Source organism: Pseudomonas sp. H3_E04, assembly GCF_054668915.1.
Map to the genome: position 1 here is coordinate 1,554,845 of NZ_CP162797.1, position 14,531 is coordinate 1,569,375.

General features: G+C 59.5%; 14 protein-coding genes. 5 read left to right on the forward strand and 9 right to left on the reverse strand.

From position 1 onward, the window contains the following. Positions 1-15 precede the first annotated feature (15 nt). Together AB4N53_RS07000 and AB4N53_RS07005 are read left to right on the forward strand one after the other, a co-directional pair. Positions 16-495, forward strand: coding sequence for a nuclear transport factor 2 family protein (locus AB4N53_RS07000; protein WP_041480390.1), 480 nt, complete (start codon positions 16-18; stop codon positions 493-495). Positions 496-747: 252 nt separating this feature from the next. After that, entirely contained in the window at positions 748-1,527 is a 780-nt protein-coding gene (locus tag AB4N53_RS07005) for a TSUP family transporter (protein ID WP_101160301.1), read from the forward strand. Here the strand turns inward: AB4N53_RS07005 and nudC are convergent. The 4 genes from nudC to AB4N53_RS07025 form a co-directional block, all read right to left on the reverse strand. Continuing rightward, positions 1,495-2,325, reverse strand: a complete 831-nt coding sequence (gene nudC / locus AB4N53_RS07010) for an NAD(+) diphosphatase (protein ID WP_460119314.1) — start codon at positions 2,323-2,325, stop codon at positions 1,495-1,497. The genes AB4N53_RS07005 and nudC overlap by 33 nt on opposite strands. Positions 2,326-2,332: 7 nt before the next feature. Continuing rightward, positions 2,333-3,145, reverse strand: coding sequence for a crotonase/enoyl-CoA hydratase family protein (locus AB4N53_RS07015; RefSeq protein ID WP_460119316.1), 813 nt, complete (start codon positions 3,143-3,145; stop codon positions 2,333-2,335). A gap of 205 nt (positions 3,146-3,350) precedes the next feature. Then, complete coding sequence (locus tag AB4N53_RS07020) at positions 3,351-4,496, reverse strand: PQQ-dependent sugar dehydrogenase (RefSeq protein ID WP_460119318.1); 1,146 nt, start codon at positions 4,494-4,496, stop codon at positions 3,351-3,353. A 52-nt stretch (positions 4,497-4,548) separates the two neighbouring features. Further along, the gene (locus AB4N53_RS07025) at positions 4,549-4,869 is read right to left on the reverse strand and encodes a hypothetical protein (protein ID WP_460119320.1); all 321 of its coding nucleotides are present in this window, start codon (positions 4,867-4,869) and stop codon (positions 4,549-4,551) included. Positions 4,870-5,058: 189 nt separating this feature from the next. On the opposite strand from AB4N53_RS07025, the gene ku reads away from it, so the two are divergent. Further along, complete coding sequence (gene ku, locus AB4N53_RS07030) at positions 5,059-5,925, forward strand: non-homologous end joining protein Ku (protein WP_460119323.1); 867 nt, start codon at positions 5,059-5,061, stop codon at positions 5,923-5,925. 155 nt (positions 5,926-6,080) lie between these two features. Here the strand turns inward: ku and lpxO are convergent, their stop codons facing one another. Beyond that, positions 6,081-6,980 (reverse strand): lipid A hydroxylase LpxO, encoded by a 900-nt coding sequence (gene lpxO, locus AB4N53_RS07035; protein ID WP_460119325.1) that lies wholly within the window; start codon positions 6,978-6,980, stop codon positions 6,081-6,083. A gap of 310 nt (positions 6,981-7,290) precedes the next feature. Here lpxO and AB4N53_RS07040 point away from each other — a divergent pair, with 310 nt between their 5' ends. Then, positions 7,291-7,725, forward strand: coding sequence for a short chain dehydrogenase (locus AB4N53_RS07040; RefSeq protein ID WP_460125365.1), 435 nt, complete (start codon positions 7,291-7,293; stop codon positions 7,723-7,725). Between the two features lie 33 nt (positions 7,726-7,758). Here the strand turns inward: AB4N53_RS07040 and AB4N53_RS07045 are convergent, their stop codons facing one another. From AB4N53_RS07045 to AB4N53_RS07060, 4 genes are all read right to left on the reverse strand, one after another. Beyond that, positions 7,759-8,703: a methyltransferase gene (locus AB4N53_RS07045; protein WP_460119327.1), complete on the reverse strand. Its 945-nt coding sequence runs from the start codon at positions 8,701-8,703 to the stop codon at positions 7,759-7,761. Positions 8,704-8,717: 14 nt separating this feature from the next. Then, positions 8,718-10,085, reverse strand: a complete 1,368-nt coding sequence (locus AB4N53_RS07050) for an iron-containing redox enzyme family protein (protein ID WP_460119330.1) — start codon at positions 10,083-10,085, stop codon at positions 8,718-8,720. Positions 10,086-10,193: 108 nt separating this feature from the next. Further along, positions 10,194-11,123 carry a ZIP family metal transporter gene (locus tag AB4N53_RS07055; RefSeq protein WP_460119333.1) on the reverse strand — a complete coding sequence of 310 codons (930 nt, stop codon included), beginning with the start codon at positions 11,121-11,123 and terminating at the stop codon, positions 10,194-10,196. Positions 11,124-11,138: 15 nt separating this feature from the next. Beyond that, positions 11,139-12,365, reverse strand: coding sequence for a zinc-dependent alcohol dehydrogenase (locus AB4N53_RS07060; protein WP_460119336.1), 1,227 nt, complete (start codon positions 12,363-12,365; stop codon positions 11,139-11,141). Positions 12,366-12,739: 374 nt separating this feature from the next. Between AB4N53_RS07060 and AB4N53_RS07065 the strand changes: the two genes are divergently transcribed. Continuing rightward, positions 12,740-14,326 (forward strand): ABC-F family ATPase, encoded by a 1,587-nt coding sequence (locus AB4N53_RS07065; protein WP_016774693.1) that lies wholly within the window; start codon positions 12,740-12,742, stop codon positions 14,324-14,326. Positions 14,327-14,531: the final 205 nt, after the last annotated feature.

A 14,531-nucleotide genomic window follows, 5' to 3' on the forward strand; every position in this document is an offset into this window, starting at 1 on the left:
AACAGGAGATTGAACATGTCGACTGCAGCCCAGGTACGTCCGCCATTGCCACCTTTCAACCACGCTTCAGCCATCGAGAAGGTGCGCCTTGCCGAAGATGGCTGGAACACCCGTGATCCGGAAAAGGTTTCGCTCGCTTACACCCTCGACACCAAATGGCGCAATCGCGCCGAGTTCGCCAACAATCGCGAAGAGGCCAAGGCTTTTCTGACGCGCAAATGGGCGAAGGAACTGGATTATCGCTTGATCAAAGAGCTCTGGGCCTACTCCGATACGCGTATCGCCGTGCGTTATGCCTATGAATGGCATGACGACTCGGGCAACTGGTTCCGCTCCTACGGCAACGAGAACTGGGAATTTGATGACAATGGCCTGATGTTCCAGCGCTATGCATGCATCAACGACATGCCGATCAAGGAAAGCGAACGCAAATTCCACTGGCCGCTGGGCCGCCGGCCGGATGATCATCCGGGGCTGAGTGAACTCGGTCTCTAAAGCCAACCCACCCCTGTGTAGGAGCTGCCGAAGGCTGCGATCTTTTGATCTTGATTTGATCGTTCCCACGCGCAGCAGCCGGGGCGCTCCGCGCCCCAGAAGATCGCAGCCTTCGGCAGCTCCTACACAGGAATGTATTCCAGACTGTAATTGACGACGGCATGCTCTGGCTCGCCGCAACAGTTCGATACAGGTAACATAACCGCCCTCCCCGCAGCCCACGTTCTGCGCCTTGCCGAATAAGCCGACTCCATGCCTTTCGAACTCAGCGTTGACCTCACCACCCTGGCCATTCTGGCTGCCGTTGCCTTCCTTGCCGGTTTCATTGATGCCATTGCTGGCGGTGGCGGTCTGTTGACCACGCCGGCGCTGCTGACGGCGGGCCTGCCGCCGCATCTGGTGCTGGGCACCAACAAGTTGAGCTCGACCTTCGGTTCGGCCACCGCCAGCTTCACCTTCTACAAGCGCAAACTGTTTCATCCACGCCAGTGGACCCACGCCATTGTCGGCACGCTGGTCGGCGCGCTGACCGGTGCGGTGGTTGCGCATTACCTGCCGGCCGAATGGCTGAACAAGATGCTGCCGGTGATCGTCTTCGCTTGTGGTGTGTATCTGCTGTTTGGCGGCACGCCAAAAGCGCCGCTGGACAGCGACGCACCGATCAAAAAGAAATGGCAATCGACCCAAGGCTTCAGCCTCGGCTTCTACGATGGCGTGGCCGGCCCCGGCACGGGCGCGTTCTGGACCGTGAGCAGTCTGCTGCTGTACCCGATCGATCTGGTCAAGGCCAGCGGCGTGGCGCGAAGCATGAACTTTGTCAGCAACATCGCGGCGCTGTCGGTGTTCATCTTCTCCGGACAAGTCGACTGGATCATTGGCTTGTGCATGGGCCTGTCGGTGATGGTCGGGGCGTTCTTTGGCGCGCGTACCGCAATCAGCGGCGGCGCCAAATTCATTCGTCCAGTGTTCATCACCGTAGTGCTTGGCCTGACTGTGCGCCTAGCCTGGCAACACTGGTTCAGCGTGGCCTAAGCGCCGCGCCACGTAGACGTCGATCAGGTAACGGGCAATCGAACGCGACGCCGGCAACGGCGGCAAGTCATGCACGTTGAACCACTGAGCGTCCTCGATCTCGTCTTCCTGACAGACAATTTCGCCACCGGCATATTCGGCATGGAAGCCGAGCATCATCGAATGCGGGAACGGCCAGCACTGGCTGCCGATGTACTGGATGTTCTTCACTTCGATCTGCACTTCTTCACGCACTTCGCGAATCAGGCAATCCTCGGCCGACTCCCCCGGCTCGGCGAAGCCGGCCAGCGTGCTGTAAACCCCGGTGACGAAACGCGGCGAGCGTGCCAGAAGGATTTCGTCGCCACGGGTGATCAGCACGATCATGCTTGGTGAAATGCGCGGATAACTGCGCAGATCGCACGGCTGGCAATACATCGCTCGTTCGCGAGGGACTTGCGTCATCGGCTGGCCGCAGTTGCCGCAGAAGCGATGCTCACGCGCCCAAGTGCCGATCTGTGCGGCATAACCGAGCACTTTGTACAGCGTGTGATCGCCTTCGAGCATGAACGCTCGCAGGCCCTTCCAGCCGCAACCGGGCACTTCGCTGACACTGCGCAACTCGAGCAGATACACCGGCTCGCCATCCAGATGACCAATGCCGTGCTCGGCGAGGACTGAAAGATCCTGGCGCTTGAGCCATTCGCGCGGGAACAGCGCGCCGTTGTCATCGAACAGAAAGCCTTCCGGGCTGCGCGCTACGGCCCAGCCGCCGGGTTGATCGGTGTCGAATACTGCAGTGGTCCAGCGAGAGGTCATGGTTAACTCAATCCAGAAATTCGGGTTTCTGTTTGCTCATGTGGGCGGCCATGGCCACGCGCAGATCGTTGGATTGCAGCATGGCGGCGTTCCAGGTGGCAACGTATTCGAGACCATCGTCGATGCGGTGGTCACGCATGTAGCTGATCATTTCCTTGGTACCGGTCACGGCAATCGGCGACTTCGCAGCGATGTCACGGGCAATGTCGAACACGCCTTCGAGCAGTGTGTCCTTGTCGCTGTAAACCCGATTGACCAGGCCCATGCTGCGCGCTTCCTCAGCGCCAAAGTTGCGACCGGTGTAAGCCAGTTCACGCAGCATGCCGTCTCCGATGATTCGCGGCAACCGTTGCAATGTGCCGACGTCGGCGGCCATGCCGATATCAATTTCCTTGATCGAGAACTGCGCGTCCTCGGCGGCGTAGCGCATGTCACAGGCTGAAATGAGATCAATCGCCCCACCCAGGCAGTATCCCTGAATCGCGGCGAGTACCGGTTTGCGGCAATTGTCGACGGCGTTGAACGAGGCCTGCAGGTTGAGGATCTTGCGCCGCAACAGGCGCGCATTGCGGCCCACGTCCTTGCCCAGTTCATTGGCGACGCCGGCGAGCATCATCAGATCGATGCCGGAAGAGAAGTGCTTGCCGTTACCGCTGAGGACTACCACGCGAACTTCGTCGGTATCGTCGATCCATTGGAAGATCTCGACGATTTCGCTCCAGAACGCCGCGTTCATTGCGTTGATCTTTTCCGGTCGATTGATCTGCACATGCGCGATGTTGTCAGCCAGTTCGACGCTGAAGGCGGAGTATTGAGTCATGGCAGAAATCCTTTACCGGGCTGGAAAATAAGGCCCGAACTATAACAAGGCAACGGGGCGGCGGTTCGGCCAAATGCGGGACTGCTCGGCGTCGGCGCAAAATGTGCGGGCCTTTTCGCGAGCAGGCTCGCTCCCACAGGGAGACTGCATTTCAATGCAGGAGCGAGCTGGCTCGCGAAGGCGTCGGATCGCTCGCCGCACGCAATCATTTCAACCCAAGCTTGTACAACGAGCCATTCTCTTCATCCGTCAGCACATACAGATAGCCATCCGGCCCTTGGCGCACATCGCGGATGCGCTTATTCAACTCACCCAGCAAGCGCTCTTCATGCACGACCTTGTCGCCATCGAACTGCAGGCGGATCAGTTCCTGGCTCACCAGTGCGCCGATAAATGCATTGTGCTGCCAAGGCTTGAAACGATCGGCGTCGTAGAACGCCATGCCGGTAACGCCGGGCGATTTTTCCCAGACATGATGCGGGGCCACGGTGCCTTCGGCAGTTTTACCCTGCGCCTCCCGAATCGGCTGCATTGAGTAATTGATGCCATGGGTCGCCAACGGCCAGCCGTAGTTCTTGCCGCGCTCGATGATGTTCACTTCATCGCCGCCACGTGGCCCATGCTCGTTTTCCCACAACGTGCCGGTCCACGGGTTGAGCGCCGCGCCCTGCGGGTTGCGCAGGCCATACGACCAGATTTCCGGGCGAACGCCGGATTGGCCAACGAAAGGGTTATCGTCCGGCACTTTGCCATCGGGGAAAATACGTACGACCTTGCCTTGCAGCTTGTCCAGATCCTGCGCGGTCGGGCGGTCGTTGTTTTCCCCCAGAGTGATAAACAGATACCCATCGCGATCGAACACCAGGCGCGAACCGAAATGGTTGCTCACCGACAGTTTCGGTTCCTGACGGAAGATCACGTTGAAGTCCTTCAACGTCTTCAGGTCTTCGGAAAGACGTCCGCGCCCTACTGCTGTGCCGGCCTTGCCACCCTCACCACCACCCTCGGCGTAGGACAGATAGACCATGCGGTCCTGCTTGAAGTCCGGCGACAGCACCACATCGAGCAAACCGCCCTGCCCTTTGGCCCAGACTTGCGGCACGCCGCTGATCGGCTCGGACAACTTGCCGTCCTTGCTCACGACCCGCAGACGCCCTGGGCGTTCGGTAACCAGCATGCCTTGCTGATCAGGCAGAAACGCCAGCGCCCACGGATGTTCCAGGCCTTGGGCAATGGTGCTGACTTCAAGAATGCCCTGCTCGCTTTTCAGCTCTTTGGGCGCGGCGGCGAAGGCCGGGGCACTGATCAGCGCGGCGGCGCAGCAGGTGGCTAGAAGGGTTTTACGCAACATGCACGATTCCTTATGTTCGTGTGAGGGGCTGGCAGGAACTCAGTTCTGCCGTTCAACGGTTGCTGCCGGTGCCCCGTGGGGGCGGGTTGGGAATGAAGGTGGGTGGATTGCTCGGCACCGAGCGAATCGGCTGTCCGTTACCGATGCCGCGATTTTCAACGGTCGGCTGACGTGGCACGGGGACGGTGTTCGGCCCGCGAAGAGGCGGAGCGCTGGGCTGGGTGCCCTGCATGCTGTTGGGGTTGGCCCGGCGGATCGGGCTGTTGTAGGGATTATTGCTGTTACCGGTGGGGCTTTGCGCCAGCACGACATCGGCATGCACCAGACCACCACTGAGGGTCAGGACAGCGATACCAATCAGAAAGCGGTTCATGGGGAATGCCTCTCGATGTGCGTGGACTAGAGCCTTGGAGCCCACGCTACGCCGTGGGTTCGGATTTGTTAACCCTCGTGCCTTAAACAACATGTAACACGGCTTGACCGTAGCGCTGGAAGCCGCGCAATCACTGGAAACTTTCTCGCCGCGCCACGGGTCACCTGAACATCACTCGGAGGACACGTCATGGCTCGGGCAATCTGGAAAGGCGCAATCAGTTTTGGACTGGTACACATCCCCGTGGCGCTGGTTTCAGCGACGTCGTCCCAAGGCGTGGACTTTGACTGGCTCGACAGCCGCAGCATGGATCCGGTGGGCTACAAACGCATCAACAAGGTCACCGGCAAAGAAGTCACCAAGGAAAACATCGTCAAAGGCGTGGCCTACGAGAAGGGCCGCTACGTGGTGCTCAGCGAGGAGGAAATCCGCTCGGCGCACCCCGTTTCCACGCAGACCATCGACATTTTCTCTTTCGTCGACGCCGAACAGATCCCGCTGCAGAACATCGACACGCCCTACTATCTGGCGCCGGACAAACGTGGCGGCAAGGTCTACGCGTTGTTGCGTGAAACCTTGAGCAAGACCAACAAAGTCGCGCTCGCCCGCGTCGTCCTGCATACGCGCCAATACCTGGCAGCGCTGATGCCACTGGAGTCGGCACTGGTTCTGGTGAAACTGCGCTGGCCACAGGAAGTGCGCAGCCTCGATGAACTGGCGCTGGGCAGCGAAGTGACCAAGCCACAGCTTGCCAAGGGTGAGCTGGACATGGCCAAACGTCTGGTTGAAGACATGACCTCGGAATGGACGCCGGAGGATTACAAGGACGAGTTCGAAGACAAGATCATGGCGTTGGTCGAGAAGAAGGCCCACGAAGGCAAGATCGAGGATGTCGAGACCACCACTGGTGAGGAAGAGCGCAAGACTGCCGATGTTATCGATTTGACCGAGCTGCTCAAGCGCAGCCTCGGTGGCAAGGCGCCAGCCAAGCCGAAGGCCAAGACAACCAGCAAGGCGGCACCGGCGAAGAAAACCAGGAAGGCGTCTGGGGAGTAAGCGTTCGGCCAGCTACAGGTACGTTGAAAGGAAGCTGCCTTCGCGAGCAAGCCCGCTCCCACAGACTTCGGAGTCGGATGCAATATTTGCATTCACCCTGATAAATGTGGGAGCGGGCTTGCTCGCGAAGGGGCCAGCGATGACACCGCCAATCTTCAGATCAGAATGAAGATCGCCAACAACGCGGCAAAAATCGCCCATTTTTCCAGGTAATAGCGCGTGCGGTTGCGCTTCTTCAGCTCTTTGCCGCGCAAACGTATCTTGTAGATTTTGGTAAACAAGCGGTTGATCCCGCCCGTTTTGTCCCCGGCATCATTCGGCGCGCCCGCTGCCGACATCACCGTGCGGCTGAACCAGCGATTGAACGCAGCAGCCCAGCGGTATTTCAGCGGCCGTTCAATGTCGCAGAACAGAATGATGCGGTTCTGATCCGTGGTGTTTTCTGCGTAATGGATGAACGTCTCGTCGAACATCACCGCTTCCCCATCGCGCCAGTGATAGTTCTCACCGTCGACGTTGATGTAGCAACCAGGATCATTCGGCGTGTCCAGCCCCAGATGATAGCGGTATGAACCGGCGTAAGGATCGCGATGGCGCACCAGTTTCGAGCCCGGTGGCAGCTCGGCAAACATCGCCGCTTTGATCGAGCCGATGCTCTGCACCAGTTCGGTGGTGCGTGGGCACAGTTTCATTGCCGACGGATGGCTGTCGCCGTACCACTTCAGATAAAAGCGCTTCCAGCCAGTCTTGAAGAAGGAGTTGAAGCCGACATCGTCATACTGATTCGAGCGCTTGATCTCGCCGGCACGCAGCAGGTTCTGGCCTTCCTCGCGAATCTCTTTCCAGTGCGCCTGCAACGGGCTCAGATCGGGGAAATCCGCCGGATTCAGGTACGGCTTGTTGGGCATCCTGGAGAACAGGTACAGGAAGCAGTTGATCGGCGCGAGGAACGTCGAGTGGTCGCTCAATTGCCGCCCCAGCTTGTGGCGCACGCGTCCACGCAGGTGAACGTAAGCAATGGAGATGACATAAACAGCGGCAATGATGAGTTTCACGGAAAAGGGTCACACGTCAAAAGTGAACAAACTGCGCGCGTGGCGGCCTGGGAGCCAGCGTCTTATGCAGCGGTCTTGATGCACAGGGCGCGTCCTTGGCCCGCGCCGTTTCCGGGCGCTCGGTGAAAGGGTGGCATTTTAGCCACAGTTCGTAACCGATAGTGAACCCTCAACTGTGAAAAACTGTCTTGCCTGCTTTTGGCTAATGCCTGCGCCGATGCCAAAGCAGGCGCAACGCCCGTTGCTCGTTTCGATGGAACCACGCTCCGCACGCGCTCCTCTATCGCTTACCAATAACGGAGGAACCCCCATGATTGCCCCACAAACCGGTATGAAACCAGGTCAGCGCTATCGCATTGAAAGCGTCGAACGCGCGCCGCAATTCTCTGGCTTTTTTCTCGATGGAAAGTATTACCTGGGTCCTGAACTGCAGACCGCCGTTGGCTGGCTTGAAGGGCAAATTTTTTTCTACGACCAGCTCGACCCGACCGGTGAGCCGGTTTATCCGGGCAGAATTGCCGGCACGATCGAAGGGCTGACGCTGGTGATGCCGGACGGCTTACGCCTGGAAATCGAAGAAGCGCCCTATCAGGCTGAACCTGCTGCACCTGTGCGAGCTTCGATCGCAGGGCGCATCGAGCGTATCTCGCGACAGCCGATTCGCCCTTCTCCGCTGCTGGTAGCGGGGGCCGCGATGTTGGTGGGGGTTTGTCTGCTGACAATTTCGCGCATCAGAAATCGCTGAAGGCCACCGCGCGAGCAGTGGCCCAGCGATCGGTCACTGCTCGCGGGTTACCGTCAGTGCGACCACGGCGATTCGCTCAGCGCGCTCGTATTCAGGCTTGAGCAGCTCCTCACTGAACACATCCGGATCGAGCTCGCGATAGGTCCAGCCAAAACGCTCGCCCTTGAGCAATGGCGTCACTGCCTCGCGGAACGGATCGTGGCCGGCAACAATTGCCACGCCCGTATACACCAGCAACGTGCCGCCGACCTCCAGGCGCGGCAATGCCTCACGCACGATCCGCACCGACAAACCCTCGCCCAGCGCCCCGCCACCGTGGCGATAAGCGCGCTGTTGCTGGTCGTTCATGTACGGCGGATTGGCAATGATCAAGTCGAATTGGCCTTCGACACTGGCAAGCAGATCGCTGTGGTACACCGACACATTGCTGGCCCCGGCCAGTTCGGCGTTGACCGCACTCATGCGCAGCGCCTGCGGATTAATGTCGACCGCCAGCACCTCGGCATCCGGACGCGCCTTGGCCATGAGCACCGCCCCGGCGCCGCTGCCACAACCGATATCCACTGCGCGCCTGATTGGCGAAAAGCGTTGCTGCATTTGCGCTTCGATGGCCTGGGCGAAGCGATAAGTGTCGGGACCGAAGAACACCGCATCGCTCGCCGTCGTTGGAAATGCCGAGTGAGCGAACAACCGGTCATTAAGCGTCGACCAGCGCACATGACTGCGCCACACCGCGCCATCGCGTTCAACGATGCCGGCCTGCTCCAGACTGGCCAGTTCGTCTGCGCTGAACAGCTCGGCAGGAAACGGCATCGACCAGCCGAACACGTCACGCAGATCCTTGGCCAGCGGCGTGGCAAAGCGCTGTAGAAATCGTTCGTGAGTCAAAGGCGTGGGGGTAATGAAGTGATAACCGCTGTCGAGCAGGCGCTTGCCCAGCTCGAACAGCGCTCTGTCCGATGTTTCTTGTGCCGACATGAAGCCTCCTTGTTTCAACGCAAGCGGGCGCGCAGTTGGATAAAGCGACGCGTCGCGAAAAGTCCGGCCGGACGCCAGTGCCGCTGCGGTTGCAGCCAGGCCATCAACAACGCCATTTGCTCGGCGGCAGGCTCGTCAGCCAGTGCCGCTTCGAGATTGAGCAGATCGGCATCATCGTCGAAGGATTCCTCGACAGCGGCTTCGCGGCGCACGTAGGGCCGAGGCCGTGACGCCGGGCAATCCTGAGTGATCCAGTCGCGTAACAGCTGTTTTTCATAGCCGTTGAACACACCAAACATCGCCGCATCGCTGCCGTCGATCAGACGCCAGAAGCGACTTTCTTCCACCGCTTCACCGCGTTTGATCCAACTCTTGCGCTCCAGCGCCGAAAGGAATTCGCCCATTTGCCCCGGCGTGGCCAGCCACTGGTTGATGGTGCGGTTTTCAATGCGGCAGTAATCGGAATGCATGTGCCGACCGAACACTGCTTTGCGCTCAAGCATGGCGATCACTTCGCGGTCCAGATCGAACTCTTTGATTACTGCGGTGGTGCCCTTGCCGACATCATTCAGGCGATAACCGATCGCCATGCGCCGATAGAACTCGTCGCGCTCTTCGCCCAGCGGCATCAGCTCGAGCATTGATTGCACGGCTTTGCGCGCGTGACCGGTGCTGGCGTTGTCGATGGTCACGTGCAGGCGGAAATAGTGCGGATCGATGCCCAGTTCCGCCAGCTCATAAGCACTGATCAACAAGTGCAGCGGCAGTTGTTCATAGCCGAGGTTGAAGCCAATGACTTCCGGCAGAAATTGCCCGCCGAAACGTCCCAGCGCCAACTGCACCGCGCCTTGCAGAAAATACTCGTCGGCAAGACCGCTCAGATCGGAGCAGTCATGCTCGGCGAGCAGCTTGCGATAGATCACCACATGATTCTGCCGTGGCACGCCCTCGCCCAGCTCTTCCAGATAGGTATCAAGCAAATCGTCGAAACGCGGGTCCTGCCACTGCGGTAACAGTCCGGCCAGCCAGGCGCCATCAACCTCCTTGGTCGGTGCCACATGCAGAATGAAGTACAACGCGTGGGATTTGTTACGGAAATAGCGGCGCGGCGCGCCCTGCTGACGCTGCTCGAGGTAATCGGCGTATTCGGCAGCGACTCTGGCGCACCGGGCCTCAGACCACTGCAGCAGCTCTTCGGCGCTGCCTGGCAAATCGTCAGGCAGCGCCGCCGCTTTGCTCAATTGCCGGCGCAGAAAATCGAGCGCCGCGCGATCAACCGTGGAGTCTTCCGCCAGCAATCGGTCATAGAGCCGGCGTTCGGTATCCGCCGGCGTGGATGTTTTACCCGAAGACTTCCTGGTCGGGATTTCGATCAGCGACATGACTCATTCCCCTGCGTTATTGGCATTGCCTATAAACGAAAGAGTGATTGGCGCTGAAAAAAATTCCTTTTTTGTGCGTGGCGATGCGCTCAATGGCGTATGTGGGTTTTACCCTAAAGCGGTATCGAGAAACATCATCACGCCGAAGCCGAGCATCAGCCCAAGGGTGGCCGGGGTTTCATGACCATTGCGGTGCGTTTCCGGAATCACTTCATGGGACACCACGAAGATCATCGCGCCCGCAGCCAGCCCCATCGCCACCGGAAAGCCCAGCGCAAAGCTGTTGGTGATGCCCAAACCGATGATCGCGCCCAACGGCTCCATCAATCCTGAAGCGGCGGCAATCAACGCTGCACGCACTGCGGAAATGCCGGTCACCCGCAGCGCCAACGCCACAGCCAGGCCTTCAGGAATGTCCTGAATGGCAATCGCAGTGGTCAGCGGCAGGCCGATTTTCATGTCGCCGGTGGCGAAGCTGACGCCGATCGCCATGCCTTCCGGGAGGTTGTGCAGCGTGATCGCCAGCACGAACAGCCAGACCCGATTGAAGCGTTTCGCCTCGGGGCCGCGCCGCCCGCTCTTTTCATGTTCATGCGGGACGAAACGGTCGAGGCCGACCATCAACGCCACGCCCAAGGCCATGCCGGCCACAACGACGGCAGCGGCGAGCATGGGACTGCTCACCGCCTCTTTCGCCGCCGCGATGCCCGGCAGGATCAGTGAAAAGGAGCTGGCAGCCAGCATCATCCCCGCCGCAAACCCGAGCATGGTGTCCTGGGTTCGCGAAGTGATCGCCCGCAATGCCAAGGCCAGCAATGCACCGACCGCCGTGGCCGTAAAACCCGACAGTCCGCCCAGGGTGGCGAGGCGCAAGGTATCGCGGCCCGTGCTGACCAGGCCGGTGTAGCCGCTGATCAGCAGCAATACGGTTACAACGATCAGGGTCAGCCAGAAAATCCGCCCTCCCCAGCCCGTCCGCGCCAGGCTGACGAACCATGCGCGCACGGGGGCAGCGAACGAAGATGACGGTAGCGCCATGAAAACTCCTCGGTTTCAGGTGGCCGGTACGAACGGCGTGGTTTCATCCAGTTGCGCCAGCGGAACATCGCTGCCACCCGGGGTCAGAATGACCTTGCGGCATTCTTCCTGCTTTTTATTGAAGATCTTGTAACCCTCGGCGGCCTGCTCCAGCGACAGCCGGTGGGTGATGATCGCTTCGGGCTGCAACTTGCCGGTTTCGATGTAGCCAAGCAGCTCGGGCAGAAAGCGCTGTACGTGAGTCTGGCCCATTTTGAAGGTCAGGCCCTTGTCAAAAGCGTCGCCGAACATAAAGCCATGGATAAATCCTGCATACACCCCCGGAACGCTGACCACACCACCGCGCCGAACGGCCGCGATGCACTGGCGCAAGGCCTTGCCGCTGCTGCCTTCAAGCTTGAGTGTAGCCATGACGGTTTCGGTGGTGCTGCCCTTGGCTTCAAGGCCCACGGCATCGATCACCGCATCGACGCCGCGATGGCCGGCGGTCTGGCTGGTGATCGTGTCGGCCGGGTCATCGTCCTCATCGAAGTTGATCGGAATCACTCCGTAAGTGCGCTGGGCGTAATCGAGGCGGTACTGATGGTGATCGACCATGAAGATCAGCTCGGCTCCAAGCATTCTGGCGCAGGCTGCGGTGAGCAAGCCGACCGGCCCGGCGCCGTAGATGGCCAGACTCGAACCCTGGCTGACGCCGGCGTTGATCACGGCTTGCCAGGCAGTCGGCAGGATGTCAGACAGAAACAGCACTTTCTCGTCCGACAGCGTGCCCGGCACCTTGAACGGGCCGGTATTGGCTTTCGGTACGCGCACCAGTTCCGCCTGGCCACCGGGAATTCCGCCATACAGACGGCTGTAGCCGAACAGCGCCGCAGGTGGCGGAATCATTTTCTTGTTCAGCGCCGCGCCAGGGCCTTCATTGGTGGTCTCGCAGGCGGCGTAAAGCTCTTGCTGACAGAAGAAGCAATCGCCACAGGCGATCACGAAGGGAATCACCACGCGGTCGCCGCGCTGCACCGCCGTGACGGCTGGGCCGGTTTCTTCGACGATACCCATGAACTCATGGCCAAAGATATCGCCATGTTCGACGGTGGGTATCTTGCCTCGGTACAGGTGCAGGTCCGACCCGCAGATGGCGGTGGCGGTGACGCGCAGGATGATGTCGTCGGCGGCTTCAAGTTTCGGGTCCGGTGCGGTTTCGACGCGCACGTCATGAGCGCCGTGATAGGTCATTGCTCGCATGGCTTGGTCCTCACTCGATTGAACAAAATGGCTGCTGCTCCACTTTCCGAAGTGAAAATGGCCGAGTGAGTTCATTCGGGTTTTCGAGATTTTGATCAGCGGATATCAATTACTTCTCGGACGAGCCGATGCGAACGCCGGTTTGCCTGCCATATAACTGCCGTCTGAGTTATGCGACAATGCGCGCCAATGTCCAACAAGAACCCCGCACTCGTCGCTCAGCAGCTTGCCTTCAACGGCCCCAGTTGCGGACGACTTATGCGCGTTGGCTCAACTCAAGCACAGACTGGGGGGAGCTGGAAAAGCTCCAGATTGGTACGCAAGTTTGTACCAGGCACCACAGACCAGCTCTAACCCATTGATAGGTAAGGTAATTGATCTCCACAGCTAACATCACGATGCAGTTTGGCGCCAAGCCGCTGTTCGAAAACGTTTCGGTCAAATTCGGCGCAGGCAATCGCTACGGCCTGATCGGTGCCAACGGTTGCGGCAAGTCGACCTTCATGAAAATCCTCGGCGGCGATCTCGATCCGTCCGGTGGCCAGGTCATGCTCGAGCCGAACGTGCGTCTGGGTAAGCTGCGCCAGGATCAGTTCGCCTACGAAGAATTCACCGTGATCGACACCGTGATCATGGGTCACGAAGAGCTGTGGAAGGTCAAGGCCGAGCGCGATCGCATCTACTCGCTGGCTGAAATGTCCGAAGAAGACGGCATGGCCGTCGCCGAGCTGGAAACCGAGTTCGCCGAGATGGACGGCTACACCGCCGAATCCCGCGCCGGCGAACTGTTGCTGGGTCTGGGCATTCCGCTGGAACAGCATTTCGGCCCGATGAGCGAAGTTTCGCCAGGCTGGAAACTGCGCGTGTTGCTGGCGCAGGCACTGTTTTCCGATCCGGAAGTGCTGTTGCTCGACGAACCGACCAACCACCTGGACATCAACACCATCCGCTGGCTGGAAAACATCCTGACCCAGCGCAATAGCCTGATGATCATCATCTCCCACGACCGTCACTTCCTGAACAGCGTGTGCACGCACATGGCTGACCTGGATTACGGCGAGCTGCGTCTGTTCCCGGGCAACTACGACGAGTACATGACCGTGGCGACCCAGTCCCGCGAGCAACTGCTGTCGGACAACGCCAAGAAGAAAGCGCAGATTTCCGAGCTGCAATCGTTTGTCAGCCGCTTCTCGGCCAACGCCTCGAAAGCCAAGCAGGCCACCTCTCGCGCCAAGGCGATCGACAAGATCCAACTGGCCGAGGTCAAGCCTTCCAGCCGTGTCAGCCCGTTCATTCGTTTCGAACAGAACAAGAAGCTGCACCGTCAGGCGGTCATGGTCGAGAAAATGGCCAAGGGTTTTGATGGCAAGCCACTGTTCAAGGACTTCAGCTTCCAGGTTGAAGCCGGCGAGCGCGTCGCGATCATCGGCCCGAACGGTATCGGCAAGACCACCCTGCTGCGCACCCTGGTCAACGAACTGACCCCGGATGCCGGTAGCGTGAAATGGACCGACGCCGCTGAACTGGGCTACTACGCTCAGGACCACGCTCACGACTTCGAAGACGACGTCACCCTGTTCGACTGGATGGGTCAGTGGACCCAGGGCGAACAGATGATTCGTGGCACCTTGGGCCGCATGCTGTTCTCCAACGACGAGATCCTCAAGTCGGTCAAGGTCATCTCCGGTGGTGAACAAGGTCGCATGCTGTTCGGCAAGTTGATCCTGCAAAAGCCGAACGTACTGATCATGGACGAACCGACCAACCACCTGGACATGGAATCGATCGAAGCACTGAACCTGGCGCTGGAAAACTACCCGGGCACGCTGATCTTCGTCAGCCACGACCGTGAGTTCGTATCGTCTCTGGCCACCCGCATCATCGAGCTGAGCCCGAACGGCGTGACCGACTTCAGCGGCACTTATGACGACTACCTGCGTAGCCAAGGGGTAGTGTTTTAAGGGCAGCTGCGAGTTTTTAGCTGCAAGCTGCAAGTTAAGAGCCCTGTCCGTGTGACGGGGCTTTTTTGCATTCGGCGGTTGGGAATTGACGGTGCGCAGGTATTCGCGAGCAGGCTCGCTCCCACAGGGAGTCCGCATTTCAAATGTGGGAGCGAGCCTGCTCGCGAAGGGGCCGTCGGCAACGCAATCAATCCCTGTAGCAGCT